We start from the raw sequence: 26,737 nt of genomic DNA, 5'->3' as shown, positions 1-26,737 counted from the left end.
TGACGCAGCGCAGGATCGCAATCATCGGCGGCGGCATGTCGGGGCTGGGCGCAGCGTGGGCGCTGGCACAGCATCCGGACCGGTTCGACTTCCGGCTGTTCGAGGCCAACGATCGCCTCGGCGGCAACGCTTTCACCGCCGACATGCCGCAAGACGACGGCACATCGATCCCGTTCGACATCTCGGTCACGGCGCTCATTCCGTCGGTCTATGACCACGTCCTGCTGCTGCTGGAGCGCTTCGGCATCGAGCTGTTCGAGACGAAGTTCAACTACAGCGTGAAGTACCAGGGCGGCAGGTACGCACACGACTTCGACTCCGCCATCAGGGACCAGCTGCAGCCCGAGATCGAGCGTTTCCAGCGCCTGCTGCGACGGCTGCACTCGTTCGGCCGCCTCACCCGGGCACGGTCGAAGCTTCTCAATGCGCTGAACCCGTCTGGAGTTCTTCGACATCGAATCGGCGACGCCCATGCAGACCTGGGACCAGGGCACGCGGCGCATCTACGAATCCATGACGGCGGACTTCACGGACAAGATCCTCCTGAACCGGCCCGTGCGCAAGGTGTACCGCGGGGCGTCGGAAGTGGTGGTGGAAGACGCCGACGGGGCGCGCGAGACCTTTGACGAGGTGATCTTCGCCGCCAACGCCAACCAGACCCTGATGATGCTGGACAAGCCCACGGCGCTGGAGCGCTACCTGCTGACGTCGGTCCGCTACGAGAGCGAGCTGCACAACCACACGCTGGTGCACTGGGACTCGTCGGTCCTGCCCGACGACGAGGTGGAATGCCTGCGAACTCGCACCAATCACGTCGAGCAGTACGGCGCCAGGCCCGACAACTACGAGATCACCTACATCATGCACAACCAGCAGCCCTGGGCTCACGGTTCCGACAAGCCCTGCCTGGTGACCTACAACCCGATCTCGCCCATCGACGACGCCAAGGTCATCAAGCGCTGGTGGTTCCAGCACGTCGTTCACGACATACGTCAAGTGGCCTTGCTCGTGCCGCTGTTCCGCTTCGTCCAGGGCAGGCGCCGCAGCTGGCACTGCGGGGCCCACACGCTGGTGAACAGCCAGGAGACCTGCTTCGTGACGGGGCTGGCGGCAGCCACACAGCTCGGTGCGGACTACCCGTTCGATGATGCGAACGCCCGCGAGGTGTTCAACTACTACGGCGGCATCCTGCACGGCTCCCGATTCCGGCGGATCAAGGCCTAGCCGCCCGCACGGCCGCCCGCATCGTGCGGCTGCGGCGGTCGAGCCGGGCGTCGTCGCGTACCTGCGGGCGCACTTGGAAGTTCTTGCACTGCGCCACGTCTCGATATAGCGTTCGATTAGAGATCGTCACTTCAACAGCACTTCAAAGGCACGGTGCGGTTGGACATGAGCGCAGACTTGGAAGTAGCGACAGCGCACGTCGACCGTTTCGTGCTGGACGGACTGCCGCCCGCCGAGCACTGGCCCGAGATCCGGCTCGACGAATCGCTGTACTGCTACCCGGATCGGTTGAATGCCGCTGCCGTCTTGCTGGATGGAGCGATCGAACGGGGCTGGGGACCTCGTCTTTGCACGGGACTCGGCGACGACGTGTGGACCTATGCCGAGGTGGCCGACTGTGCCAACCGCCTCGCTGCGGTGCTCGTCGACGACTACGGCATTGTTCCGGGCAATCGGGTGCTGCTGCGGGGGCCGAACGCCCCGTGGATGGTGGCTGCCTGGTGTGCGGTGCTGAAGGCGGGCGCCGTGGCGGTCACCACCATGCCGTTGCTGCGGGCCGGCGAACTCGCCATGGTGATCGCAAAGTGCCAGCCCGCCGTTTCGCTGTGTGCCGAGGGCCTTGAAGTCGAGCTCCGTCGGGCAACGAACGGTCAGATCGCCGTCTGGGGCCCGAACGGAGGTCTCGACGCAGCGGCCGCGGGCAAGTCCGGCGACTTCCCCGCAGTGGACACGGCCGCCGCGGACCCGGCATTGCTGGCTTGCACCTCGGGCACCACCGGCGTCCCCAAGGTCGCAGTGCACTTCCATCGTGACCTGCTGGCGATTGCCGACGGGATGGAGCCGATCCTGCAGGCACGCAGCGACGACGTGTTCGTCGGGAGCCCACCGCTGGCCTTCACGTTCGGTCTCGGCGGGGAGGTCGTCTTCCCGATGCGGGCAGGTGCGTGCACGTGGTTCTGCGAAGAGCCAGGCCCCGCCGCGCTGGCGGAGCTCATCGCCAAGCGACGGGCCACCGTGTGCTTCAGCTCGCCCACTGCGTACCGGGCGATGGCGGCGCTCGATCCCCGACCGGACCTGTCCTCGCTGCGCTGCGGCGTGTCGGCCGGCGAGTGGCTGCCGCAGTCGACGTTCGAGCTCGTCGAGCGCGAGCTCGGCCTCAGGCTGACCGACGGGATCGGCGCAACCGAACTGCTGCACATCTTCATCTCGGCGGCCGGTGACGAGATCCGGCCCGGTTCGACCGGCAAGCCACTGCCGGGGTGGGAAGCGGCGATCTTCGACGCCGGCGGCACTCCCGTCCCAGACGGTGAAGCAGGGCTGCTCGCTGTGAAGGGGCCGATCGGCTGCCGTTACCTCGACGACGAGCGTCAGACCGTCTATGTGCGCAACGGCTGGAACTTCACGGGCGATGTCTATGTCCGCGACGCCGACGGCTACTTCTGGTACCAGGCCCGCGCCGACGACATGATCATCAGCGCCGGCTACAACATCGCCGCCCCCGAGGTGGAGGAGGCCCTGCTGAGCCACGAGGCAGTCGCCGAGGCGGGAGTGATCGGCACGCCTGACGCACATCGGGGGATGGTGGTTCATGCATTCGTCCACCTGCGCGACCCATCGTCGGCCACCGACTCGCTGGTGTGCGAACTGCAGAACCACGTGAAGGCCTCGATTGCCCCCTACAAGTACCCTCGCCGGATCACCTTCTGTGCCGAGCCGCTGCCCACGACGCCGACAGGGAAGCTCCAGCGGCGTGGGCTGACGGCGCTGGCCGGCGAGTAGCGGCGGGACAGGGTCCAGGACCCTATGACGAAGTCACCACGAGACCGCATTCTCGATACCTACGGGCTGTTCGCCCGTGACTACGGCGGCTGGGTCGCCGTCAGCGGACTCATCGCATTGCTGCGCGAGCTCGACGTCGACGCGCAGGCAGTGCGATCCGCGGCGTCTCGCATGAAGCGTTCGGGCCTGCTGGTACCCGAGCGAGTCGACGGCAAAGCTGGCTACGCGCTGAGCGCCGACGGGCGGGAGATCCTCGAAGCCGGCGACCGGCGCATCTTCGGCAACGGAGCTCGGCCCAGCGACGACCGATGGCTGCTGGTGCTGTTCTCGATCCCCGAGCCAGAGCGCAGCAAGCGCTACCTCATCCGTTCAAGGCTGGCTCGCCTCGGGTTTGCGCCGGGCCCCGCCGCGTCGTGGTTCGCGCCGGCCTCGCTCGCAGACGAAGCCCGCACGATGCTGCGGCGCAGCGGGCTCGACGGCTACGTGTCGTTCTTCGAGGGCGACTTCCGCCCACACGGCGATGAGCCCCATGTCGCGGCCGGGGCATGGGATCTCGACGTGATCAACAAGATGTACGGCGAGTATCTGGCAATGCAGCAGCCGATCTTCGAAACGTGGATGGCCCAGCCCGGCTCAGATAGCGACGCATTCGCGGCCCACATGAACAACATCAGCGCGTGGCGACCCCTGCCGTACGCCGACCCCGGTCTGCCGCCCTCAGTCACACCAGCCGGCTGGCTCGCAGACGAAGCCCGCGAGACGTTCACCAAACTGCACCGCCAGCTCCGCCCCGGAGCCCACCGCTTCTACCTCCAAACGCTCGCCACCGCCACCCGCCGCTAACCGACCGAGCCCAAACGCACAGGTGCTCTAGCGGCGGGGGCGGCAGGGAATTCTGCGACGTTGCGACCTGCCGGATCGCTGGTCGCAGAATTCCCTGCCGCCCCCGCTGCGGGCGCGACTACCGCAGGTCGCGATCGATCAAAGCGTCCGGCACCTGCTCGCGCCGGCGGCTCGTACGCCCCTGCCAGTACTGGATCGGCCAAGGCTGCTCGCTGCGGCCGAGATCGATCGCCGCATTCAGCGTCCAGTAGGGATCGACGAGGTGCGCCCGGGCGATCAGGCAGATGTCGGCTCTGCCCGCCATCAGCACGGTGTTGACGTCATCGATGCTGGAGATGGCGCCCACGGCCATCGTCGGGATGCCGACCGTGTTGCGGATCGCCTCGGCGAACGGCGTCTGGTACAGCCGCCCGTAGGCGGGTTGACCGGAGGGGTCCACCTGGCCGCTGGAGACGTCGATGATGTCCACGCCGGCGCCCTTGAGCATGTCGCTCAGCTCGATGGCCTCCGATCGGCTGAACCCGCCCTCGATCCAATCGGTGGCCGAGATCCGCACCGACAGCGGCTTGGCATGCGGCCAGGTCTCCCGAACCGCCTCGGTGACGCGCAGCAGGAAGCGGGCCCGGTTCTCGAGCGAGCCGCCGTGGTCGTCGCTGCGCTGGTTCGTGACCGGCGACAGGAATGACGAGAGCAGGTAGCCGTGCGCGGCATGCAGCTCGACGAGGTCGAACCCGGCGTCGACCGCTCGCCGGGTGGCCGCCACAAAGTCGTCGAGCACGGCATCCATCTGGGCATTCGACATCTCGGCCGGCATCTGGCTGCCCGTCCGGTATCGCATCGGCGACGCAGAGACAAGCGACCAGTTGCCGGCTTCCAGCGGGACGTCCTCGCCTTCCCACGGCACCTTCGTGGAGCCCTTGCGGCCGGCGTGCCCGAGCTGCATCCCGATCTTGGCGCCGGTGAAGTCGTGCACGAAGCGGGCGATGCCGGCCCACGCCTCGGCCTGCTGGGCGTTCCAGATGCCGGTGCAGCCGGGAGTGATGCGCGCGTCGGGTGAGGTGCAGGTCATCTCGGTCATCACGAGAGCGGCACCGCCGACGGCGCGGCTGCCGAGGTGCACCTTGTGCCAGTCGTTCGGCATACCGTCGACGGCGCTGTACTGCGCCATCGGCGACACGCCGATGCGGTTGTGAAAGGTCACGTCCCGCAGAGAGAACGGGTAGAAGATCGGCGGCGTGTCGGGGGTCGGCGGTTGGTGAGCGGGCGGCTGCTGCCCTGCGAACCACTTCAGGGTCTCTTCGTGGTAGCGGGCGTCGCGCTCGCGCAGGTTGTCGTAGGTCACCCGCTGCGACCTGGTGAACAGCGAGAACGCGAACTGCTCGAAGGGCCGGCGGCGGTGGTGATCGACGTGGCTGAACCAGTCCTCGCTGGTGGCCGCGGCTCGCTGCAGGCTCTCGATCTGGGGCCGCCGGTCGGACTCGTAGTTCTTGAGCGCAGTGGAGACGTCGCCAGTCTCGGCCACGGCATCGGCGAGCGCGATGGCATCCTCCAGCGCCATCTTGGTGCCGCTGCCCACCGAGTAGTGAGCGGTGTGGGCGGCATCGCCTAGCAGAACGACGTTGTTCACGACCCAGGAACCGCACGAGATCCGGGGGAAGCTGATCCATCTCGAGTTGTTGCCGATGAGGGGCCGGCCCCCCAGGTGACGGCTGAAGATCTGGCTGCACCAGTCCAAGGCGTGCTGATCAGATTCGCCTGGGCTGAGGCCTGCGTCGTGACCTCCGAGCTGCAACAGTTGCCAGGTCGCTTCGGCCATCTCCACGATGAACGTCGAACGAGTCTCGTCGTAGGGGTAAATGTGCGCCTGCACGGTGCGATGCGCCGCGTCATCGCTGTGTTTGATGTCTTCGCTGTGCTCGATGTCTTCGAGGAACAAGTCCTCGAAGATGAACGTGAACCGGTCGAAGGGGGCGTCGGTGCCAGTCCAGATGTACCTCGCCGAGCCGCCGCGAATTACCGGGTGCAGGTCGTCGGCGTAGCGGGTTCGGGTGCCGCTGTTGACGCCGTCACCGGCGACGACCAGGTCGACCTCGCCTGCCAGGCCATCGACATCAGCCTCGGTCTCGAACTCGACACAAATTCCGAGCTCGAGGGCTCGGCTCGTCAGGATCTCGAGCAGCCGCACCCTGGACAGCGCGGCGAAGCCGTGACCGTCGGAGGTGATCGTCCGTCCCCGGTAGCGGACGTCCATCGCGCCCCAGTAGCGGAACTCCGATTCGATCGCAGCGATCGAATCGGGATCGGTCTCGGCGATGTTGGCGAGCGTCTCGTCGGAGAACACCACGCCGAACCCGAACGTGTCGCCGCGGCGGTTGCGCTCGTACACGGTGATGTCGTGGTCCGCGTCTTGCTTGGCCAGCAGGATGCTGAAGAACAGGCTCGCCGGACCGCCCCCGATGCAGGCGATCTTCATCGAGGCATCCGTTCGGGGTTCATCGTCGGCTGGACCATCCATGACATCGCGGGAAATTTGCGATGTGAAAAACAGTAGTACGGTCTTGGGAATGGTGAGCCCCGCCGCTGTCCGCCAGCACTCGCCCGCCCATCTAGCCGGCGGGTGTGCCCTCGAGGCGGCGGCATGAGCACCGTGGTTGTCACCGGGGGGACCCGCGGGATCGGCGGGGCCATCAGCGCTGAACTTGCCGCCGAGGGTCACCGTGTCATCGCGCTGGCGACCACTGAACCCCCGGCGCCGCTGGACGGCATCGACGCCCGTATCTGCGACGTGACCGACGAGCAGCAGGTCGCCGCAGTGTTTTCTGACATCGGCGCAGTGGATGTCCTCGTGAACAACGCAGGGGTGTCGGGATCGAATCGGCTTGGCCGCACAACGCTGGAGGAGTGGAACCGCAACATGTCGGTCAATGCGACCGGCGCGTTCCTGTGCACGCGAGCGGTGATCGACCGGATGCTGGAACGCAACGCCGGCAAGATCGTGACCGTTGCGTCTATCGCCGGTGTCGAAGGCGCCCCTTACATCGCCGCCTATGCGGCGTCCAAGCACGCGGTCATGGGCCTCATGCGAGTCGTGGCGGCCGAAGTGGCCGGCACCGGGGTCACCGTCAACTCGGTGTGCCCCACCTTCGTCCGCACCGAGATGACCGTGGCCACCATCGCCAACATCGCCGAACGGACCGGCAAGAGCCTCGCTGATGCCGAGATCGCACTGGCCAAAGCCACGCCGCACGGCCGGATCATCGAGATCGCAGAGGTCGTCGACGCGGTGATGGAGCTGCTGGCCGGCGACCTCAGCGGCCAAGAGCTCGTGCTCGACGGGGGCCCGTCATGACATTTCGCGCGTCAGCAGCCTTCACGGACGACTGGGAGCACTTCGACGTCAGCCTCGACGACCGGGTGGCCACGATCACGTTCCAGCGCCCCGACAAGCTCAACGCTCTGACCTTCGATGTCTACGCCGACCTGCGGGACCTGTTCCGGGAGGCGCCGCTGCGCGGCGACATCGACGCCATCGTCATGACCGGCGAGGGCCGGGGCTTCTGCTCGGGCGGGGACGTCGGCGAGATCATCGGCGAGCTGGTGAAGTTCGATCCGAAGCAGCTGCTCGAGTTCACCCACATGACCGGCGCGGTGATCCAGAACATGCGCGAGTGCCCGATCCCGATCATCGCCGCCATCAACGGCACGGTCGCCGGGGCGGGAGCGGTGATCGCGCTGGCGTCGGACTTCCGCATCTGCGTGCCCCACGCCAAGTTCCGGTTCCTGTTCACCAACGTCGGGCTGTCGGGCGGCGACATGGGTTCTGCGTACCTGCTGCCCCGCCTCGTCGGGCAGGGGCGGGCCACCGAAATCCTGATGCTCGGCGATGCCGTGACTGCCGACGACGCGGTTCAGATCGGCCTCGCGAACCGGGTCGTCGCCCCCACCGAGCTGCTGGAGGAATCCACGGCGCTGGCGCGGCGGCTCGCTGACGGGCCCCGGCTGGCCTATCAGGCCACCAAGCTGCTGATCAGCCGGGAGGCGGACATGAGCCTGCCCGCCGCCATCGAGCTGGAAGCCATGACCCAGGCGCTGCTCATGCGCACCGACGATCACGCAGAATTCCACCGTGCATTCGGCGCTTCGGAGGCGCCGAACTGGACTGGACGATGAAACGAAGGCGCGAACACGCACGACGATCTCGAGACGCAGGGACGCCACAATGACGACACCGCACCGGATGATCAGCCCCGAATCGATGTCCCCCTCGCCGGGCTTCTCCCACGCGGTCGTGCTGGCCGACGGGCGGACGGTGTACCTCGCTGGCCAGATCGCGGCAGATCCGACTGGTGCCGTGGTCGGCGACACATTCGCCGAGCAGTACGACGTGGCACTGGGCAACGTCGTCGAGGCGCTGGCGCATGCCGGCGGCGAACCGCACGACATCGTGTCGATGGTGGTGTACGCGACCGATGTGCAGGCCTACCGCAGCGATCTTCGCGGCGTGGGGGCCGCCCATCGCAAGCATCTCGATCGACACTTCCCGGCCATGGCGCTGCTGGGGACGACTGGGCTGGTCGAACCCGATGCGATGGTGGAGATCATCGCCACGGCCGTCGTGCCCGGTTGAGAGCAGGCCGTGAGACGGACCTCGCCAAGGACGGCACGTAGGGTCCTGCCATGAGCCGAGCAACCCTTGGCTGGGACTTCTGGGTGGATCGTGGCGGCACCTTCACTGATGTCGTGGCCCGGCGGCCCGACGGCAGTCTCGTCTCGCACAAGCTGCTGAGCGAGGACCCGCGCCGCTACGACGACGCAGCCACCACCGCCATCGCCGACCTGCTCGAAGTGCCTCGGGGCGAGCCGCTGCCGCCGGACCGGATCCGGTCGGTGAAGATGGGCACCACGGTGGCGACCAATGCGCTGCTGCAGCGCCGCGGCGTGCCGACCCTGCTCGTCATCACGGCGGGATTCGGTGACGTGCTGCGCATCGGCTACCAGACCCGCCCGCATTTGTTCAAGCTCGACATCGTGCTGCCCGAGATGCTGTATTCGGAGGTGCTCGAGGTCGACGAGCGCATCGCCGCGGACGGCACGGTGCTGTGCCCGTTGGATCTGGCGGTGGCCACAGACAGCATGGCCGCGGCGCGTGAGCGCGGCATGGAGGCCGTAGCCATCGTGCTGGTGCACGGCTACCGGCACATCGGGCACGAGGCAGTGCTGGCCGCCGCTGCGCGCGAGATCGGTTTCAGGCAGGTCTCGGTCAGCCACGAGGTGGACCCGCTGGTCAAGATCGTCCCCCGCGGCGACACCACCGTGGCCGACGCCTACCTGTCCCCGATTCTGCGGAGCTACGTCGATGCCGTGGCATCGAGAATCGGCACAGTCGACGCGGTCGCGTCGAGAATCGGCACCGCCGCATCTTCTGAAGGGCCGCAGCTGCAGTTCATGCAGTCCAACGGCGGTCTGGCCGATGCTCGGCGTTTCACCGGCCGCGATGCATTGCTGTCGGGTCCTGCCGGGGGTGTCGTCGGCATGGCCCGCACCGCCCAGGCAGCCGGCTTCGAGCGGCTCATCGGCTTCGACATGGGAGGCACGTCGACCGATGTCTCACACTTCGCCGGCGAGTTCGAGCGGGCGAACGAGACCGAGGTGGCGGGCATCCGCGTCCGCACCCCGATCATCGACATGCACACGGTCGCCGCAGGCGGCGGATCGCTGCTCACCTTCGACGGCAGCCGCCTGCGCGTCGGCCCCGAATCGGCCGGCGCCGATCCCGGACCGGTCTGTTACGGCAACGACGGTCCGCTCGCGCTCACCGATGCCAACGCGGTGCTGGGTGTCATCCGGCCCGAGTACTTCCCGGCTGTCTTCGGCGCTGACGGCAGTCAGCCGCTCGACGCTGAAGCTGCCGCCCGCGGCATCGCCGATCTGGCCGACCGGATCGGCGACGCGAGCGGCGTGCGACGCAGTGCCGCTGAGGTGGCGTTCGGTTACGGCGAGATCGCAGCCGAGAACATGGCCAACGCCATTCGCAAGATCAGCACTGAGCGGGGCCACGACATCACCGCGTACACGCTCGTCTGCTTCGGCGGTGCCGGCGGCCAGCACGCCTGCCGGGTGGCCGACCGGCTCGGCATCACCACCGTCCTCATCCACCCGCACGCCGGAGTGCTCTCGGCGCTCGGTATCGGGTTGGCCGATGTCACCGACTTGCGTGCCGAGCCGGTCGAATCCCCCCTGGATGAAGAACTCATTGACGAGCTGCACCGGCGACTGGCCGCGGCCGCTCCTGGGGCCATCGACGCCGTGGCTGCAGCGGGCGTGTCGCCCGATCGGATCGAGGTGACCGGCCGTCTCGCCGTTCGCTACCGAGGCTCGGACACGACACTTGAAGTGCCATTGGGCACAGCGGATGAGGTTGCACGCGACTTTGCGAATGCGCACCGGACGAGGTTCGGCTTCAGTCCGCCTGGGGCCGCGAACTCTGCTACGGCGCTGGTGGTCGATGCGCTGCATATCGAGGCCCGCGGCCAGGCCGTCGATCCGCCGCCGGCCGCACCGCCGGCGGGCGACCGCGAGCCATTGCTTGCCACGCACCCGACCTACATGGGTTCGACCGCAGACGCCGCATCAGATGGCGCAGCGTCGGCCGATGGCGAGACCCGGCCGACCTGCGAGCGCTACGACACGCCGTTCTGGGACCGCACCGCCATGGCGCCCGGCACGGTGGTGGCAGGCCCGGCGGTCATCGTCGAGCCGAATGCCACGACGGTGATCGAGCCGGGCTGGCAGGGCACCATCACCGGCCGCGGAGATCTCGTGCTGGATCGGGTGGTGGCCCGACCCTCACGTGTGGCGATCGGCACCAGCGTCGATCCGGTGCAGCTCGAGATCTTCAACAACCTGTTCATGAACATCGCCGAGCAGATGGGCGTGGTGCTCGAGCACACCGCGGTGTCGGTGAACATCAAGGAGCGGCGCGACTTCAGCTGCGCGCTGTTCGACCTCACCGGCGAGCTGGTGGCCAACGCACCGCACCTGCCGGTGCACCTCGGCTCGATGAGCGAATCCATCCGCACCGTCATCGAGCAGAACCCCGACATGTCGCCCGGCGACGTGTTCGTGCTCAACAACCCTTACAACGGCGGCACGCACCTGCCGGACGTGACAGTGGTGCGGCCGGTGTTCGACGCCGCAGGCCACGAGCGCATTTTCTATGTGGCCTCCCGCGGTCATCACGCCGACATCGGCGGCTGCGTGCCCGGATCGGCGCCGGCCGACTCCACCACGATCGACGAGGAGGGGCTGGTCCTCGACAACCTCCAGATCGTGACCGAGGGGCGCTTCCTCGAGGACAAGGTGCGCGAGGTGCTCGCCAGCGGACCGTGGCCGGCGCGCAACCCCGACCAGAACATCGCGGACCTGCGCGCCCAGGTGGCTGCGTGCGAGCGAGGCGCAGTCGAGCTGGCGCGCATCGTCGACTACTACGGCCTCGACGTCGTGCACGCCTACATGGGCCACGTCGCCGACAACGCCGAGGAGATGGTGCGCCGAGTCATCGACGCACTCGATGACGGCAGCTACCGGATGGAGCTGGACGACGGCAGCGTGATCTGCGTGCGCATCTCGGTGGATGCCGACCAGCGCAGCGCGGTGGTCGATTTCGCCGGCACCAGCGGCCAGCATCCGGGCAACTTCAACGCTCCGGTGGCGGTGTGCCGCTCGGCGGTGCTCTACGTGTTCCGCTGCATGGTCGACGACGCCATCCCGCTGAACGCCGGCTGCTTGCGGCCACTCGAACTCGTGGTGCCCGATCCGTCGATGCTGTCGCCCCACCCGCCTGCAGCGGTCATCGCCGGCAACGTCGAGACGTCCCAGCAGATCACCGATGCGCTGTTCGGCGCACTGGGCGTGGTGGCGGCCTCGCAGGGCACCATGAACAACTTCATCTGGGGCAACGCCGCCCACCAGTACTACGAGACCATCTGCGGGGGAGCGGGTGCCACCGCGCGCCGCCCGGGTGCCGATGCGGTGCACACGCACATGACCAACACCCGCCTCACCGATCCCGAGATCCTCGAACAGCGCCACCCGGTGCTGCTGGAGCGATTCGAGGTGCGCCGAGGCTCGGGCGGCCGTGGGGCGAACGACGGGGGCGACGGCGTCGTGCGGCGCCTGCGCTTCGGCGAGCCCATGACGGCCAACCTGCTGTCGAGCTGCCGACGGATCGCCCCGTTCGGCGTCGCCGGCGGCGAGGACGGTGCGCGCGGGCGCAATCTGCTCGAACGGGCACATGGCACCGTCACTGAGCTGGCCGGCTGTGCCCGGGTGGAGGTGGGCGAGGGTGACGTCGAGCTCGTGGCCCGGATGGCCGAGCTGGGGCCTGCATTTGCCGAGCGTGCGCCCAAGTACGACCGCGATGCCAGCTTCCCGCACGAGAACTGGGCCGATCTGGCCGATGCCGGGTTCCTGGGCCTGTGCGTGCCCAAAGAGGTCGGCGGGCTGGGTGCCGATTTCGTGGGCTACGCGCTCGTGGCCGAGGAGATGGGTCGGCACTGCGCCACCACGGCATTGACGTTCAATATGCACACGGCGACAGCGCTGCTCTCGGGCCCGATCGCCGACGCCTTGCTGGCCGGCGAGCGCGGACGCGAGCTGGATCCCGACGGGGCCATGGCCGCGCACCTTGCCGAGACCCGCCCGCACCTGTGGGAAGGCATGACTCAAGGCACCGTCATCCATTCCCAGCCGTTCTCCGAGGGCCAGGCGCCGGGCGCCCGATCGGGCTTCAGCACCGTGGCGGTGCCCACCGAGGGCGGCTATCGCGTGACGGGCCGCAAGATCTTCGCTTCGCTGAGCGGTGCTGCTCACGTGCACAACGTGCTGGCGGTGGTGGAGGGCGATCCCCACATCCGCCTGCTCGGCGTGCCGGCCGACGGCGACGGCGCCGAGATCGTCGGCGACTGGGATCCGATCGGCATGCGCGGCACCGACTCCCGCACGCTGGTGATGGACGGCGTGTTCGTGCCGGCCCGCAATGAGGTGCTGCCGCCGGGCATGTTCAACGCGATGGTGGAGCGCTTCCCGCAGTTCTACATGACCTTGTCGTTCAGCTATCTGGGGCTGATGCGGGCCATCCTGGATGCCACCCGCACCTACCTGCGGGGCGAGTCGGGGGTGAAGGCTTCACGCGATCATCCGATCAAGCAGACCGGCTGGGCGCAGCTGCAGCTCATCTACGACCGGGCGCAGTCGCTGACCTACCGGGTGCTCAGCGAGCTCCGGGCCGATCCCAGTCCCGAGGAGCTGCGGCGGGCGCATGTGGCGACGGTGACCACGATGGAGAGCGCCCCGGAGATGGCATCGCTGGCGTTGCGCACCTGCGGCGGGCGATCGCTGCTGCGGCCCGGCCGTCTCGAGCAGCACTACCGCGATGCCCGCTGCGGGGCCACGATGCTGCCGTGGAGCACCGAGGAGCTGCTGGTGCGCCTCGGCCGCAACGGCCTCTACGACGACCTCACGGACGACAGCTGAGCCGAATCAGCGTGACTTTCGATCTACGCACGCGTCAGCCGGAGAAGCGGGTCGTCATCGCAACGTAACGTCGGGCGTGGAACCCTCGAGGGGCGCGTGGCGTCGTGTGAATTGATGACGAACCCACCCAAGCGCAACAGAACCGGACGGGCGCTCGCGGTGCTGGCTGCTGTGAGCCTGCTGGCCGCAGCTTGCGCCAGCGACCCGAGTGACGGTGCCGTCGACGAGCCGGTACCGGACACCGCCGAACCCACGCCGACTGACAACGCGGACGACCCCGAGCCTGACCCTGACTCGTCTGACACGGCCCGTGCCGGGACCGACGACGACCCGGCTTCCGCCCCCGATGAGCCTGCCGGCGACGACCTCTCTGAAGAGACACCAAGCGGCGATGAGCCCGGCACCGATGAGGCCGGCGCCGCGGTGGCGGCAGCGGCGTTGCGCCAATTCGACGAGTGCGATGCCGTGCTCAGCTATGTCCAGGAGCACGCGGCTGCGGCTGTGGGCCCGTGGGGCCTGGGCGGCGACTTCGGCTTCGGGGGCGAGGTGCTGGAGGCTGAGGCGGCTGCCGATGACTCGGCGGGGGCCGGAGCCGTCTCGGCGCAACCGGGGGTCGACTACAGCACGTCCAACGTGCAGGAAGCGGGAATCGACGAGCCCCACGTCCTCAAGACCGACGGCCGGCGCATGGTGGTGGCGAGCGAGAACCGCGTGCACGTGGTGGACGTGACGGGCCCCGAGCCGACACTGGTCGCTTCTGTCCAGCTCGACGACCACTGGGTTTCGAACCTGCTACTGCACGGCGACCGTGTGCTCGTGTTCGCCTCGCAGTGGGACATCGTCGTGCCGTTCGTCGAGCCGGGCGGCGAGACCAGCGGCACCGAACCGGCACCGAGCTGGGGACCCACGACCGAGGTCGTCGAGATCGATCTGAGCAGCTCCACTCCGCGGGTCACCGGACGGCTGGACATCGAAGGCAACTACATCGGTGCTCGCCTGACCGATGGCGTGGTGCGAGTGGTCACCACCTCACGCCCCCGTGCGATTCACTGGGCCACCCCCGAAACGGCCGACCTCGGCGCGCAGGAACGGTCGGCTGGGATCAACCGTGATCTCATCGCCGGCACCACGCTCGACGACTGGCTGCCGCGCTTCGTCTTGAACGACGCCTCCGGCACGGCCGTCGCAGGCGGGCGCCTCGTCGATTGCGGTCGCGTCTGGGCACCCCCGCACTACGCAGGCCCGGGCACGCTCAGCGTCACCACCATCGACATTGCTGCCGACGGTCTGGCCGGGGCGATGGACACCACGACGATCATGTCCGACGGCAGCACGGTGTACGCCTCGCACGATCACCTTTACGTGACCACGACGCGCTGGCACGACTGGGGCGTCGAGCCGGCAGGTCCCGGCGACGGCGCACCCGTCGAGACCGAGATTCACATGTTCGACACCAGCGGGCGAGCCACGAGCACCTACGTCGGCTCGGCGTCTGTGACGGGCACGGTGCTGAACCAGTACTCGATGTCTGAGCACGAGGGCCATCTGCGCATCGCGACCACCACCGCCCAGCCGTGGTGGACCTGGCGCGCAGAGGTCGCCCCCGAATCGGAGAGCCTCGTGACGGTGCTCGCGGCCGGACCCGACGGCCTCGCAGAGGTCGGCCGCGTCGACGGGCTCGGTGTGGGCGAGCGAATCTACGCAGTGCGGTATCTGGGCGAGGTCGCCGCGGTCGTGACGTTCCGCCAGATCGATCCGTTGTACCTGCTCGACCTGTCCGACCCGACCGCGCCCGCCGTGCGCGGCGAGCTGAAGATCACGGGCTACTCGGCGTATCTCCATCCGCTCGGCGACGACCTGCTGCTCGGCGTCGGCCAGGAAGCCACCGAGGAGGGCTTCACCGTGGGCACCCAGGTCTCGCTGTTCGACATCGCCGACCTGGACCGGCCGGAGCGCATCGCACAGTGGACCGCGCCGGGCGGCCACAGCCAGGTGGAGTTCAACGCGCTCGCCTTCCTGCATTGGCAGCCGAGCGAACTGGCCGTGCTGCCGCTGAACCAGTACCCGTTCGACGACAGCGGCAGCGAGCCCCCGTTCCTCGGCGCCGTGGCACTGGGCACGGCAGGCGCGGAGCTCACCGAGCGAGCACGCCTCAGCCACGCCGACCCGCCGGTGCGCAAGTGCCGCGAGTCGCGGGAGATCCTGGTCCGACCTGATGGCACCGAAGAGCCCGGCCCGTGGGAGCGCTACTGCTGGTTCGACACCGACTGGCAGGCGCAGGTAACCGCCAGCGCCGTGGTCGGTGACCGGCTCTACCTCGCATCGCACAAGGCACTCGAATCGGTCTGGCTGGACTCGCTGGAGCGTGCTTCGCTGCTCACCTGGGCGCGCTGACCGACAAATCCGGGCGCGATCTGCGCACGCATCGGCCATAGTGAGGCCGTGACCGGGGCCGAAGATCCATCAGAGCAACCGATCGTCGTGTGGGACGGTGCGCCGAACCTGCACAACCCGCTCCTGCTGGTGGCGTTCGAGGGCTGGTTCGACGCCGGCGAATGCGCCACTGGCGCGCTCACGTGGATCCGTGAGCGAAGCGAGGCACGGCGGGTCTGCCATATCGACCCCGAGGAGTTCTTCGACTTCCAGGAGAGCCGCCCGCACATCGAGATCGCTGCCGACGGGGAGCGACGCATCCGCTGGCCGGAGATCGAGTGCCACGTCGTGCCGGCTGCCCCGCCGCACGACCTCGTGCTGCTGTCGGGCATCGAGCCGCGGATGCGCTGGCGCACGTTCTGCGAGGGAGTGGCGGAGATCGCCCGTGGACTCGGCTGCCAGATGGTGGTGACGCTCGGGGCCATGGTCGCGGGCGTGGCCCACTCGCGGACCGCCTCGGTCAAGGGCAGCGCCGCCAACGGGGAGCTGGCCGCTCGCCTGGGCCTCGACAGCCCCACCTACCAGGGCCCCACCGGCATCATCGGCACGCTGCACGACGTGCTGGACCGGGCTGCGTTTCCTGTGGTGTCGCTGCGCGTGGGGGTGCCCCATTACGTCGCGGGCCCGCCGAATCCCAAGGGCACGCGGGCACTGCTGGCCCATTTCGAGACCGTCACCGGCGTGCGGACCGGGTACCGCGAGCTGGACAGCAGCGTGCAGACGTGGGAGCAGCGGGTCGATGAGGCGGTAGCGCGAGATCCCGAGATCGTGGCGTATATCCGGCAGCTCGAATCCGAAGCAGACCGCACTGCGGAGGAGAACCTGCCGAGCGGCGACGACATCGCGCTGGAATTCCAGAAGTTCCTGGCCGAGCAGCGCGAGTCGCCGCCCGGCGAGACGCCCCCGGACGAGACAGCGCCCGACAATCGAGACTGAGCGCAGCGGCCCGCCGGTCGCAGAATTCGCAAAATGCCGCCGTTGGCGCGCAGTTGCCGTCGTAGGGTTCTGACATGGGCGGCAGCACGTTCGGGGAGCGCTTCGCGGTCACCACGTTCGGCGAATCGCATGGCGGGGCGCTGGGGGTGATCATCGACGGCTGCCCGGCGCGCATCGAGTTGAGCGAAGCCGATGTGCAGGTCGATCTCGACCGCCGCCGTCCCGGCCAGAGCCGCATCGTCACCCAGCGCCAGGAGGCCGACCGGGTGACGATCCACTCGGGAGTCTTCGAGGGACTCACGCTGGGCACGCCGATCGGCATGACCGTGGCCAACACCGATGCTCGGCCTGGCGCATATTCCGAAATGGCCACCAAGTACCGGCCGAGCCACGCCGACTACACCACCGAGGCCAAGTACGGCATCCGCAACTGGCAAGGGGGCGGGCGTGCATCGGCCCGTGAGACCGTCGGCCGGGTTGCGGCGGGCGCGGTGGCTCGCAAGATCCTGGCAACGGTCGGGGTGGAGGTGCTGGGCTGGGTCAGCTCGGTGCGCGACATCACTGCCGACGTCGATCCCGCGGAGCTGACCCGCGACGACGTCGAGGCCGACCCGACCCGTTGCCCTGATCCCGCCGCCGCAGCCCGCATCACCGAAGCCATCGACGCTGCCCGCCACGACGGCAACTCGCTGGGAGGCGTGGTGGCCTGCGTGGCGCGTGGCGTGCCGCCGGGCTTGGGCGAACCGGTCTTCGACAAGCTCGACGCTGAGCTTGCCGGCGCGGTGATGTCGCTGCCGGCTGCCAAGGGCATGGAGATCGGCAGCGGCTTCGCCGGCACGCTGATGACCGGTCGCACGCACAATGATGAATTCGCGCCCGGCCCCGACGGACGGCCGGTCGCCGTGACCAACCGCAGCGGCGGCATCCAGGGTGGCATCAGCAACGGTGCCGACATCGTGCTGCGCGTGGCCTTCAAGCCCACGGCCACGATTGCCTCCGAGCAGAAGACGGTCACGAACGCCAACGAAGCGACCGTGCTGGCCGCTCGGGGCCGGCACGATCCGTGCGTGCTGCCGCGGGCGGTGCCGATGGTCGAGGCCATGGTCTGCTTGGTGCTGGCCGACCACCTGCTGCGCCAGCAGACCACCCAGCTCGCCGCGCCACCATCTTCTGGCTGACGGAGCGCCGATGGACGCCGCCCAGATCGCGCTCGTCGCGGGCGCGGGCGTGGTTGCCGGCGTGGTGAACGCAATGGCAGGCGGCGGCTCGCTGCTGACGGTCAGCTTGCTCACGGTGGTCGGCGATCTCGGCGGGCTGACGGCGAACGGAACCAACCGGATCGGCGTCGTGGTCCAGAATGTGGCGTCGGTGGCGGGCTACCGCTCCGAAGGCGTCTCGGGGTTGCGCCGCTCGGTGCCCGTGCTCATCCCGGCCGTAGTGGGCTCGGTGATCGGCGCCTATGCGGTCTCGAGCCTGCTGAGCGACACGGCCTTCGAACGCGTCTTCGGCATCTTGATGGTGCCGCTGCTGATCCTCAGCCTGAAGCCTCCCAAGGCCCGCAGCGAGCACATCACCTGGCCGATGTGGCTGACCGTAGTGGTGTTCTTCCTGATCGGTGCCTATGGCGGTGCGTTTCAGGCCGGCGTGGGGCTCGTGCTGGTGTTGGCGCTGTCGCACGCCGGGCTCGACTTGGTGAACGCCAACGCGGTCAAGGTGGTGGTGATCGCCGTGCTGACGGTCGTCGCGGTGCCGGTGTTCATTTTGAACGACCAGGTGCACTGGGGCTTCGCCCTGATCGTGGCGGCGGGTTTCGCCGTGGGCGGCTGGCTCGGTGCGCGCTGGGCGGTGCGCATCGGCGAGCGGCTGATCCGCCCGGTCCTGGCCGTCGCAGTCCTCGGCCTCGCCGGCCGCATGATCGGCCTGTACTGAGAACCTGACGGCTGGGCGCGTAGGGTCACGCCGTGATATTCGAACTGGACGCTGAACGGGTTCGGAACCGCCCCGGCATCAAGTGGGGACGCGAAGGCCCGGACGTGCTGGCGGCATGGGTCGCCGACATGGACGTGGAGCTGCCCGCAGTCGTGCTCGACGCCGTGCGCGAGCGCATCGACTCGGGCGGCCTGGGCTACGACTTCTACGACCAGCCGATCCCCGTGCTGCGGGTCTTCGCCAAGCGCATGAGCGAGGCGTTCGGCTGGCAGGTCGACCCGCTCGACGTCGTGCGGGTGCACGACGTGATCCAGGGCTTGGAGCTGGCCATCACCTACTGCACCGAGCCCGGCGACGGCGTCATCTTCCAGACGCCCGCCTACCCGCCGTTCTTCTCCAGCGTCGAGGGGCACGGGCGCCGGGTGGTACCCAATCCGCTCATCCGCCACGACGACGGCTGGCGGCTCGACCTCGACCACTTCGAATCGGTGGCTTCGGCGCCCGATGTGACCGCGGTGATCCTGTGCCAGCCGCACAACCCGTGCGGCATGGTGCTCGACGCCGACGACATCGCTGCGGTGATCGACATTGCCGAGCGCCACGACCTGGTGGTGATCTCCGACGAGATCCACTGCGACTTGGTGTATGCGCCCCGCCGGCACCTCCCGGTGGCTTCGGTCAGCGAGCTGGCCTCGGAGCGGACCGTCACCGTCACCGCTGCCACGAAGTCGTTCAACATGGCGGGCCTGCGCATGGCGTTCCTGCATTCGGCGTCGTCGCGCTACGGCCCGATTGTCAAGAAGATCCCCAAGCGGCTGATCGGCGGCATCGGGATCCTCGGGCAGGTCGCCACCATTGCCGGCTGGACCGAGGCGCTCGACTGGCTGGACGAGCTGGTGGCCGGCTTGGACAGCAATCGCCGCCTGCTGGCGGAGCTGCTGGATGAGCGGTTGCCCGAGGTGCAGTGCCGGCCGCCCGATGCCACCTACCTGGCGTGGATGGACTGCCGCGAACTGGGCCTGGGCGACGATCCCGCTTCGGTGTTTCTGGGGCGGGGTCGCGTGTACTTGAACTCCGGGCTGGACTTCGGGCCCGAGGGCGCGGGCCATGTGCGGCTGAACTTCGCCACCTCCCCGGCCATGCTCGATGAGGCCACCGCTCGCATGGCCAAAGCCATCGGCCGCTAGGCAGCGCTCGCCCGCGGCGGAGGCGGCAGGACCCTCGGCGACCAGCAATCCGGCTGGTCGCAACGTCGCCGATTCTCCTGCCGCCTCCGCCGCTATGACGTGGGTGCCGTACCGTGCATGCGCTCAGTCGTCGGCGATCTGCTCGGAGTCGCCTTTGCGGGCTTGGTGGCGGAGCACGAGCGTGTAGCCGACAATGGCTACGGCGGCGAAGCTGAACCACTGGAACGTGTAGCCGAGGTGCGGTCCGGCGTCGAGCTCCGGCGGCAGGGGCTGGGGCACCGCAAGACCGGGCATGTTCGCTCCGAGTTTGATCCGCGAGCCGCTAGCGCGCCGTGCGCTGACGAGCTCGAGATACACCGGTACGAGGTCGAGCGTGGTCTGCTGATCGATGCGTTCGACGTCTGTCCTCGCGAGCGAATCCAGCCGTCCTTGAGCTGGGTCGGACGGTCCGAGCAGGCCTCGCTCCTGGCTGACGCGGACGCGGCCAGTGATCTGGCTGGTTGGCCCGAGCCGGGATCCGACGACGCCGACCTGGCCTTCGAGCCACGCTGCACAGGCCCGCTGAGGCAACCACCCTGCCGTGAGAAGCACGCCGAATGGCTCAGAGTTGTCACGGGATGTTGCCGCCGCCGGCAGAGCAATGTGGCAACCGGCCTGGCCGTTGAGACTGCGGTTGCGGATCAGCACGCTGTCTTGCCAGTCGAAGCGCTCCACCTGCAGGGTCACCAATCGGTGTTCGAGCTCGTCTGGGAGATCAGCGTCGTTAACGGCGTCGAAGAAGCGGTCGGCGTCGAGCGGTGGCATCTCCGTTCGCTCGGCGACAGCGGCGTTGCGGTCGCTCACTTCGTTGTGGCGGCTGAGCTGCCAGAAGCCGGCGATCACGAAGATCACCAGCAGGCTGGCGGCAAGTGCGTGGCCGGCCAGCCAGATCGGCTTCCGGGCGAAGCTGTACACGGCCTGAACCTATTGGGGCTGCTGCTGACGACCGCCGCGCACCTCGACGCGGGCGATGTCGCCTGCTGGCTCGAAGCCCAGCACCTGGCCGAGGAAGGACAGCTCGGCTTCGAGCGCCGCCACAATGTTGGGCCCGCGCCGGAAGCCGTGCCCCTCGCCCTCGAACAGCAGGTAGGCGTGCGGCACGCCCGCATCTGCCAAGGCCGCCACAACCTGTTCGGACTGGCTCTGGGGCACCACCCGGTCCTCGGTGCCCTGCAGCACGATCATCGGCGTCCGCAGCTGGTCGGTTCGCCAGATGGGCGATCGCTCCCGGTACAGGTCGGCCTGCTCGGGCCAGGGACCGATGAGTCCGTCGAGATACCGGGCCTCGAACTTGTGGGTGTCGCGGGCGAGGGCCTCGAGATCGGCGACCCCGTAGCGGGAGATGCCGGCGGCGAACACGTCGCTGCCGGTCAGCGCGCACAGCGTGGTGTAGCCGCCGGCCGAGCCGCCCTTGATGACCAAGCGCTGGGAGTCCGCAGCACCCGCGGCGGCCAGGTGGAGTGCCGCGGCGATGCAGTCCTGCGTGTCGACGACTCCCCACTGGCCCCGCAGCAGGTTGCGGAAGGCGGTGCCGTATCCGGTGCTGCCGCCATAGTTCACGTCCACCACGGCAATGCCGCGGGTGGTCCAGTACTGGATGCCCAGGTCGAGCGAGCTGCGGGCCGAGCCGGTGGGCCCGCCGTGGCTGAGCACCATGAGCGGCGGTGGATCGTCAGGCTGTGCGGTCACGGCTGAGTTGGCAGGCGGGAAGAAGAACGCGTGAGCTTGGCGTCCCTCGTTGCTGTCGAAGGTGAATGGCTCGGGGACCGACACATCGCTGGGCTCGAGTGCTGATGGTTCGCTCGCGCTGAGCTGGCGGTGGGTTCCGTCGGATGCGATCTCCATGACAGCTGCGCGACGGGTCCAGCCGGCCGCCACGGTGACGACCGATCCGCCGGCCGTGACCACCAGGCGACCGAAGTCGGTGAACCCGCTCGGAATCTCCTCCAGCTGCCCGTCGCGGATGATGCCCAGGTGGCCGACACCGCCTGAGGTCCAGGTGCACCACAGCATTCCGTCGATGCTCCAGCCGTAGGTGGCCTGCGCGAAGACCCATGCCGGCACGCCGAACTCGCGGCCGTGCTCCCCGCCGGCCGCTGCGTCGCCGAGCATTGATTCGGTGGCACCCGTCTCGGTATCGACGCGGTGGATCGACCACCAGCCGTGGACATCGGTGACGGTGTGCAGCTCGCCGTCGGGGCTCCAGGCCGGTTGGCTCAGGGCGGGGCCGTCGACCAGTACCCGGTCGGTCCCTGGCACCGCCATGCCGCCGTCCAGGTCCACCAGGTGCAGGCGCACATGGTCCCACGGCATGTTGGGGTGATCCCAGCTCAGGTAGGCCAGTGCGCTGCCATCGGGTGACGGTCGTGGCGACGAGTAGAAGTCGGCGCCGGTGGCCACCACGCTGACCGTCCCGTCGAGGTGGATCGCGACCAGCTCATTGCGCGGCTCGTTCCCGGTGCCGTCATGGGATTCGCGCACCCATACGCTGACCGGGCTGACGGCCGCGCCGCCGGGACTGCCGGGCGGTGCGGGCACCAGCGCGGGGTCGGCGTATCGCAGCCCCCGCGGGATGTCCGGTTCTGGCGTCACCGCACGCGGCGCGGCCGCTCCCGTCGCGTCGAACAGCCGCACCCGGTGGTCGCTCATGCAGCTGGCCAGCACGAAGTGGCTGCCGTCGGCTGCTTCGAACGGCAGCCAGGCGCCGCCGCCGTATTCGTGGACGGCAGTGCGGATGTCTGCCTCCGCGGAGTGGGGAACGTCGACGGGCCCTGCACCGGGCTCGTCGAGTCGCACCCGCACCACGGAACCTCGCCCGTGGTCGAGGGGTCGCTCTTCGACCCAGTAGGCCCATGCGCCGGCTATGCGCGGCTCGGTCCGTCGCACAGCACCTGCGGCAACATCGGCCGCCTGCAGCGGCGACGGCCACGCACCATGCAGAAAATCCCCGGTGTTACTGGGGTATCGGGCCGCATCATCTTGACAATTCGATGGCGAACTCATAGGTTCCTCATTGGTTCAGACGAGCCGTCGCGGTCACTCGCAGTGGGCAGACTCCGCGGCGGCGTGAGCGTGCGCTCCGGGTTTTCCACCGGCCCGTGACGCGCCAGTGGACCGGGGGAGCGCCCACCAACTCCCTCGGTCCACACATGCCCGTATGGCCATTTCTCAGGAATCTTCCTCGACCGTGGTGGCCGGATCGTGCTGGGCGAGGATGCTTGTCAGCGACAGCTCAGTGGCACGCAGGCGCCCTTCGCAGTGCGCGATCAGCAGCGAGGCTCGTTCGACCTTCGATGCCAGCGTGTCGATGTCGACATCGTCGTTCTCGAGGCTGGCCAGGATGGTTTCGAGCTCGGCCATTGACTCGGCGTAGCCGCCGAGGTCGCCGTCATGTGTCACAGCATCGGTCATGGGTTCTCAGTCCCTCAGGTCGGTGGTCTCGGTTGTCGGTTTGCCGGCCGGTGCGCTCGCCTCCGCACTGACCGTGCTTGCGAACCTGGCGCGGGCTGTCTCGGTGACGATCGTGTCGCCAGTGGCTGGCATGTCACGCACGATGCTGCCGTCGGCCGCTCGCGTGATCGAGAAACCCCGGGCCAAGGTTCGCTCGGGCGCAACTGCCGACACCAGTGCCGATGCAGAACGCAGCTGAGCCTTCGCGGTGCCGAGGCGGCGCGCCGAGGCCCGTTCCAGCCGGGGTCGCAGGGCACGGAGCGACACCGTGCCGCGCTGCACATGGGCATGACTGCGCTGCAGCGACCGGCGCGCGCCGGCGAGCTTGCCGGCTGCAGTGCGGCAGTGACGCTGCGTGTGGTGGCCCAGCCGTAGTCGGGCCTCGCCGAGCCACGCCCGCGGGCGGGCGAGGCGGCGTTCGGCCAGCAGGCGCAGCACACTCCGTGCCGTCGCCAGGCGTTCGTCGAACCCAGCCACATGGGCAACGAGCGCGGCGGCGCAGGCGGTCGGCGTCTTGGCAGCCGTGTGCGCTGCTTGGTCGGCCACCGACGTGTCGGTCTCGTGGCCGATCCCGCAGAACACCGGCAGCGGGCACAGCGCGATGGCCTTCGCCACGCTCGCGAGGTCGAACGCCAGCAGGTCGGTGCGGTCGCCCCCGCCGCGCACCACAGCGATCACATCGACCTCGGCCCGCCCGAGCGTGCGCAGCGCCGCCACTAAGTCGGCCTCGGCCGTGACGCCCTGCACCCGGGCGTCGCACAGCAGCACTTCGAACGCGTACCCGCTGGCCCTGAGCTCATGGACGAAGTCGGCGTGGGCCGCGCTGCCGTCGGCCGTGACGAGCCCGACGCGCAGCGGCACCAGCGGCAGTGGCAGAGCGGCATTGCGTCGCAGCAGGCCCGATTCGGCAAGCTCGGCAAGGATCCGCTCGCGATCGGCTGCGAGCACGCCGAGCGTGAAGTGCGGGTCGACACCGCTCATGATGAGCTGCACCTGCCCGCTGCCGGCGTAGTACTCCACTTCGGCGCGGATGCGCACCTCGATGCCGTCGTCGAGTGTCAAACCGCCTGCTGCAGCGAGGTCGCGGTTCACCAGGCGCTGGCGCCCCTTGAACAGCGCCACCCGCATGCGTGCGCCCCGGCGATCGTTGCCGGAACCGGGCTCGATGAGGTTGAAGTAGATGTGGCCGCTCGCCGCCACCGAGTAGCCGATGATCTCGCCGCGCACCCAGACCTCGCCGGGAAAGGCCCGCTGGATCGTCTCGCCGACGGCGGCCGTCAAGTCCGAAACCGACCACGTGCCGTCGGGCTGGCCTGCCGGGTCTCCGGCCGCGGCCCTGGTGCCTTCGACAGCGCTGCTCACGGCTCTGAGGCTGTCACGAATTCGTCCGCGTCGCGACCGAATTACGCCGCGCCAGCCGGGCTGCAAGCCGAGCGGTCAGCCGCGCAGGCGTCGATAGGGTGCGCTGCGGAAGGTTGCCAGAGCGGACGAATGGGGCGGTCTCGAAAACCGTTGTGGCCTTCGGGTCACCGTGGGTTCGAATCCCACACCTTCCGCCATCTGCTGGCGCTGGCAAGCGCCGCGTGGCAGCGAGCAACCGCTCAGCGGTAACTGCCGAAGAAGTCGCTGAGCAGCTCGCCGCACTCCTCCTCGCGCACACCGCCCACGACCTCGGAGTTGTGGTTGAAGCGCGGGTCCACAAGCAGGTTGTAGAGCGTCGCCGTGGCGCCTGCCTTGGGGTCGTAGGCCCCGAATACCACCCGGGGCACCCGGGCCGCGAGCAACGCCCCGGCGCACATGGGGCATGGTTCGAGCGTCGTCGCCAGGGTTGCGCCGCTGAGCCGCCAGTCGCCTATGGCCGCGGCGGCATCGCGCAGGGCCAGCACCTCGGCGTGCGCGGTGGGATCGTTGGTGGCCTCGCGCTCGTTGTGGCGCGCAGCGATCACCTCGCCGTCGACGATCACCACAGCGCCGACCGGCACCTCGCCCGCCGCCGCAGCCTGCCGGGCCTGTTCCAACGCCAACTCGATGGCTGTTTCGTCCGTCACACCAGCAGTGTGGCCGCTGCTGCGCGGCGTCAGGCAGCAGTGTCGGGCAGCGGTTTCAGGCGGCAGTGATGCCCCGCCGCCTCTTCGCCCGCTCGCGCATCCGGGCGTGGGCCTCGGGTGTGCCGTCGTGGAAGGTGCCGAACAGCTTGTCCAGCGGCACGGGCCGGTTGCCGTAATTGCACTCGAAGTAGCGATGGTGCAGGTGGTGGAAGTAGTCGGCTCCGGCCATCGTCGGCCCCTCGCGCTTGCCGATCTCGAATCGCTCGAATCCCGAGTGCGAGAACGAGGTGGCCACAGCGTTGGACAGCAGGGTGAGGATCAGGATGAAGGGGTGAGCGGGCACCACCCACCACAGCACGATCATGCTGAGGTACATCATGTGCTCGACGGGGTGCATCGACAGCCCGCTCCACGGCCCGGTGTTCACGTTGCGGTGATGCAGGTAGTGCACGTGGTCGTACACCCAGCGCATGTGCAGCACCCGGTGGATGCAATAGAAGTGCACCACCGACCACAGCGACGCGATCACCGTGAGCGCGCAGATGTAGGGCCACCAGGTGCCCCACTCCACCGACGGAATCCAGTCGTTGGCGTAGAACCACAGGGTGAGCGCCTCATATGCCGACCAGACGCCGCAACCGCTGACCAGGCACCAGAAGATGTTGTCGCGGGTCTGGTTGTTCCACAGGAACGCCCGGTTGGTGGTGCTGAGCCACTGGCGGTTGTACTTGTAGCGCTGCTGCTGCACCCGCCGGACGTACAGCGCAACGTGCAGCGTCCCCGCGACCAGCGTGAACAGCACCGCGTTGCGGACGTAGATCTCCAATATCCACCTGGGGTGCAGGCTGGCCATGCGCTCCATGGAAGGCGTGAAGAAGTTCCACACCACCGCGGACATCGCCACCCAGAGCATTCCCTGCGGGAGCATCATCAACGAGATGTGCCGAAGCGTCGCCAGCGGCCGCGGCGGCCAGTCCAGGATCGTGGACACCGAGATGGGCAGGTCCGGCTCGTAACCCTTGGCGTCCCGAGTGGGCAGCCCGGAACTGGTCATCACTGCTCAGTCTGACATGCGGAGAGTGTGGGATTCGAACCCACGGAGGCCGATGAAAGCCTCACACGCTTTCCAAGCGAGCCCATTCGTCCACTCTGGCAACTCTCCGTACCGTTGCAGGGATCGCACGACGATCCCTGCGAAGCAGGCGTGTCGCCGTCTGGCGAGGCGGCCAGGCGATCTGCGGCACACAACGAGGTCCGCTGAGAGCTGCTGCCTCCCGGCCCTGACTCGGTTCACGGGTCGCCGTCGCACAGGACCCGGCCGCCACGTCAGACGGC

The 26,737-nt window shown here is 68.5% G+C and carries 20 protein-coding genes, 2 tRNA genes and 1 other RNA gene; 14 read left to right on the top strand and 9 right to left on the bottom strand.

The window, feature by feature from the left end:
• From VI480_RS06935 to VI480_RS06920, 4 genes are all read left to right on the top strand, one after another.
• A partial coding sequence (locus tag VI480_RS06935; RefSeq protein ID WP_323672092.1) for an NAD(P)-binding protein occupies positions 1–626 on the top strand: 626 nt, incomplete at its 5' end.
• Entirely contained in the window at positions 514–1,224 is a 711-nt protein-coding gene (locus VI480_RS06930; RefSeq protein WP_323672091.1) for a hypothetical protein, read from the top strand. The genes VI480_RS06935 and VI480_RS06930, both read left to right, overlap by 113 nt.
• A 165-nt stretch (positions 1,225–1,389) precedes the next feature.
• Positions 1,390–3,003, top strand: coding sequence for an AMP-binding protein (locus VI480_RS06925; RefSeq protein ID WP_323672090.1), 1,614 nt, complete (start codon positions 1,390–1,392; stop codon positions 3,001–3,003).
• A gap of 24 nt (positions 3,004–3,027) precedes the next feature.
• Complete coding sequence (locus VI480_RS06920) at positions 3,028–3,846, top strand: PaaX family transcriptional regulator C-terminal domain-containing protein (protein WP_323672089.1); 819 nt, start codon at positions 3,028–3,030, stop codon at positions 3,844–3,846.
• A 118-nt stretch (positions 3,847–3,964) separates the two neighbouring features.
• Here the strand turns inward: VI480_RS06920 and VI480_RS06915 are convergent, their stop codons facing one another.
• Positions 3,965–6,319, bottom strand: coding sequence for an FAD-dependent monooxygenase (locus VI480_RS06915; protein ID WP_323672088.1), 2,355 nt, complete (start codon positions 6,317–6,319; stop codon positions 3,965–3,967).
• Between the two features lie 165 nt (positions 6,320–6,484).
• Here VI480_RS06915 and VI480_RS06910 point away from each other — a divergent pair, with 165 nt between their 5' ends.
• The 9 genes from VI480_RS06910 (at position 6,485) to VI480_RS06870 (ending at position 19,865) form a co-directional block, all read left to right on the top strand.
• On the top strand, positions 6,485–7,195 hold the full coding sequence (locus VI480_RS06910) for an SDR family oxidoreductase (protein WP_323672087.1): 711 nt from the start codon (positions 6,485–6,487) through the stop codon (positions 7,193–7,195).
• Complete coding sequence (locus VI480_RS06905) at positions 7,192–8,016, top strand: enoyl-CoA hydratase family protein (protein WP_323672086.1); 825 nt, start codon at positions 7,192–7,194, stop codon at positions 8,014–8,016. The genes VI480_RS06910 and VI480_RS06905 overlap by 4 nt, the downstream gene beginning before the upstream one ends.
• 49 nt (positions 8,017–8,065) lie before the next feature.
• Positions 8,066–8,473: a RidA family protein gene (locus tag VI480_RS06900; RefSeq protein WP_323672085.1), complete on the top strand. Its 408-nt coding sequence runs from the start codon at positions 8,066–8,068 to the stop codon at positions 8,471–8,473.
• A gap of 50 nt (positions 8,474–8,523) precedes the next feature.
• Positions 8,524–13,380 carry a hydantoinase B/oxoprolinase family protein gene (locus VI480_RS06895; RefSeq protein WP_323672084.1) on the top strand — a complete coding sequence of 1,619 codons (4,857 nt, stop codon included), beginning with the start codon at positions 8,524–8,526 and terminating at the stop codon, positions 13,378–13,380.
• Positions 13,381–13,494: 114 nt separating this feature from the next.
• A complete protein-coding gene (locus VI480_RS06890; protein ID WP_323672083.1) occupies positions 13,495–15,774 on the top strand; it encodes a beta-propeller domain-containing protein in 2,280 nt (759 codons plus the stop codon).
• A gap of 48 nt (positions 15,775–15,822) precedes the next feature.
• A complete protein-coding gene (locus VI480_RS06885) occupies positions 15,823–16,749 on the top strand; it encodes a PAC2 family protein (protein ID WP_323672082.1) in 927 nt (308 codons plus the stop codon).
• Between the two features lie 74 nt (positions 16,750–16,823).
• Positions 16,824–17,927, top strand: a complete 1,104-nt coding sequence (aroC, locus tag VI480_RS06880) for a chorismate synthase (RefSeq protein WP_323672081.1) — start codon at positions 16,824–16,826, stop codon at positions 17,925–17,927.
• Positions 17,928–17,937: 10 nt separating this feature from the next.
• Positions 17,938–18,678 carry a sulfite exporter TauE/SafE family protein gene (locus VI480_RS06875; RefSeq protein ID WP_323672080.1) on the top strand — a complete coding sequence of 247 codons (741 nt, stop codon included), beginning with the start codon at positions 17,938–17,940 and terminating at the stop codon, positions 18,676–18,678.
• 32 nt (positions 18,679–18,710) lie between these two features.
• The gene (locus VI480_RS06870; protein ID WP_323672079.1) at positions 18,711–19,865 is read left to right on the top strand and encodes a PatB family C-S lyase; all 1,155 of its coding nucleotides are present in this window, start codon (positions 18,711–18,713) and stop codon (positions 19,863–19,865) included.
• 123 nt (positions 19,866–19,988) lie between these two features.
• Here VI480_RS06870 and VI480_RS06865 read toward each other — a convergent pair whose 3' ends face one another.
• The 4 genes from VI480_RS06865 to xseA all read right to left on the bottom strand — a co-directional run bounded on the left by VI480_RS06865 (position 19,989) and on the right by xseA (position 24,716).
• The gene (locus tag VI480_RS06865) at positions 19,989–20,819 is read right to left on the bottom strand and encodes an SURF1 family protein (protein ID WP_323672078.1); all 831 of its coding nucleotides are present in this window, start codon (positions 20,817–20,819) and stop codon (positions 19,989–19,991) included.
• Between the two features lie 9 nt (positions 20,820–20,828).
• Positions 20,829–22,790, bottom strand: coding sequence for a S9 family peptidase (locus tag VI480_RS06860; RefSeq protein WP_323672077.1), 1,962 nt, complete (start codon positions 22,788–22,790; stop codon positions 20,829–20,831).
• Positions 22,791–23,072: 282 nt separating this feature from the next.
• Positions 23,073–23,315: an exodeoxyribonuclease VII small subunit gene (gene xseB, locus VI480_RS06855; protein WP_323672076.1), complete on the bottom strand. Its 243-nt coding sequence runs from the start codon at positions 23,313–23,315 to the stop codon at positions 23,073–23,075.
• Between the two features lie 6 nt (positions 23,316–23,321).
• Positions 23,322–24,716, bottom strand: a complete 1,395-nt coding sequence (gene xseA / locus VI480_RS06850; protein WP_323672075.1) for an exodeoxyribonuclease VII large subunit — start codon at positions 24,714–24,716, stop codon at positions 23,322–23,324.
• Positions 24,717–24,823: 107 nt separating this feature from the next.
• Between xseA and VI480_RS06845 the strand changes: the two genes are divergently transcribed.
• Positions 24,824–24,913, top strand: a tRNA-Ser gene (locus VI480_RS06845).
• Between the two features lie 42 nt (positions 24,914–24,955).
• On the opposite strand, the gene tadA is transcribed toward VI480_RS06845, so the two are convergent.
• From tadA to ffs, 4 genes are all read right to left on the bottom strand, one after another.
• Positions 24,956–25,402 carry a tRNA adenosine(34) deaminase TadA gene (gene tadA / locus VI480_RS06840; RefSeq protein ID WP_323672074.1) on the bottom strand — a complete coding sequence of 149 codons (447 nt, stop codon included), beginning with the start codon at positions 25,400–25,402 and terminating at the stop codon, positions 24,956–24,958.
• A 55-nt stretch (positions 25,403–25,457) separates the two neighbouring features.
• The gene (locus VI480_RS06835; RefSeq protein ID WP_323672073.1) at positions 25,458–26,456 is read right to left on the bottom strand and encodes a sterol desaturase family protein; all 999 of its coding nucleotides are present in this window, start codon (positions 26,454–26,456) and stop codon (positions 25,458–25,460) included.
• A 19-nt stretch (positions 26,457–26,475) separates the two neighbouring features.
• Positions 26,476–26,564: transfer RNA gene (locus tag VI480_RS06830), tRNA-Ser, on the bottom strand.
• A 59-nt stretch (positions 26,565–26,623) separates the two neighbouring features.
• Positions 26,624–26,722: signal recognition particle sRNA small type (ffs, locus tag VI480_RS06825), an RNA gene on the bottom strand.
• Between the last annotated feature and the right edge of the window lie 15 nt (positions 26,723–26,737).

The sequence above is a fragment of the Candidatus Poriferisodalis multihospitum genome, assembly GCF_028283155.1.
GTDB lineage: Bacteria > Actinomycetota > Acidimicrobiia > Acidimicrobiales > Poriferisodalaceae > Poriferisodalis > Poriferisodalis multihospitum.
The sequence above is the reverse complement of the archived record's forward strand: the minus strand, read 5'-3'. Positions and strand labels throughout refer to the sequence as shown.

Coding starts and splice junctions, on each gene's coding strand:
- VI480_RS06890 (WP_323672083.1), top strand. CDS start 13,495: ATGACGAACCCACCCAAGCGCAACAGAACCGGACGGGCGCTCGCGGTG.
- VI480_RS06835 (WP_323672073.1), bottom strand. CDS start 26,456: ATGACCAGTTCCGGGCTGCCCACTCGGGACGCCAAGGGTTACGAGCCG.
- VI480_RS06925 (WP_323672090.1), top strand. CDS start 1,390: ATGAGCGCAGACTTGGAAGTAGCGACAGCGCACGTCGACCGTTTCGTG.
- xseB (WP_323672076.1), bottom strand. CDS start 23,315: ATGACCGATGCTGTGACACATGACGGCGACCTCGGCGGCTACGCCGAG.
- VI480_RS06930 (WP_323672091.1), top strand. CDS start 514: ATGACGGCGGACTTCACGGACAAGATCCTCCTGAACCGGCCCGTGCGC.
- VI480_RS06900 (WP_323672085.1), top strand. CDS start 8,066: ATGACGACACCGCACCGGATGATCAGCCCCGAATCGATGTCCCCCTCG.
- VI480_RS06915 (WP_323672088.1), bottom strand. CDS start 6,319: ATGAAGATCGCCTGCATCGGGGGCGGTCCGGCGAGCCTGTTCTTCAGC.
- aroC (WP_323672081.1), top strand. CDS start 16,824: ATGGGCGGCAGCACGTTCGGGGAGCGCTTCGCGGTCACCACGTTCGGC.
- VI480_RS06905 (WP_323672086.1), top strand. CDS start 7,192: ATGACATTTCGCGCGTCAGCAGCCTTCACGGACGACTGGGAGCACTTC.
- VI480_RS06875 (WP_323672080.1), top strand. CDS start 17,938: ATGGACGCCGCCCAGATCGCGCTCGTCGCGGGCGCGGGCGTGGTTGCC.
- VI480_RS06910 (WP_323672087.1), top strand. CDS start 6,485: ATGAGCACCGTGGTTGTCACCGGGGGGACCCGCGGGATCGGCGGGGCC.
- VI480_RS06895 (WP_323672084.1), top strand. CDS start 8,524: ATGAGCCGAGCAACCCTTGGCTGGGACTTCTGGGTGGATCGTGGCGGC.
- VI480_RS06920 (WP_323672089.1), top strand. CDS start 3,028: ATGACGAAGTCACCACGAGACCGCATTCTCGATACCTACGGGCTGTTC.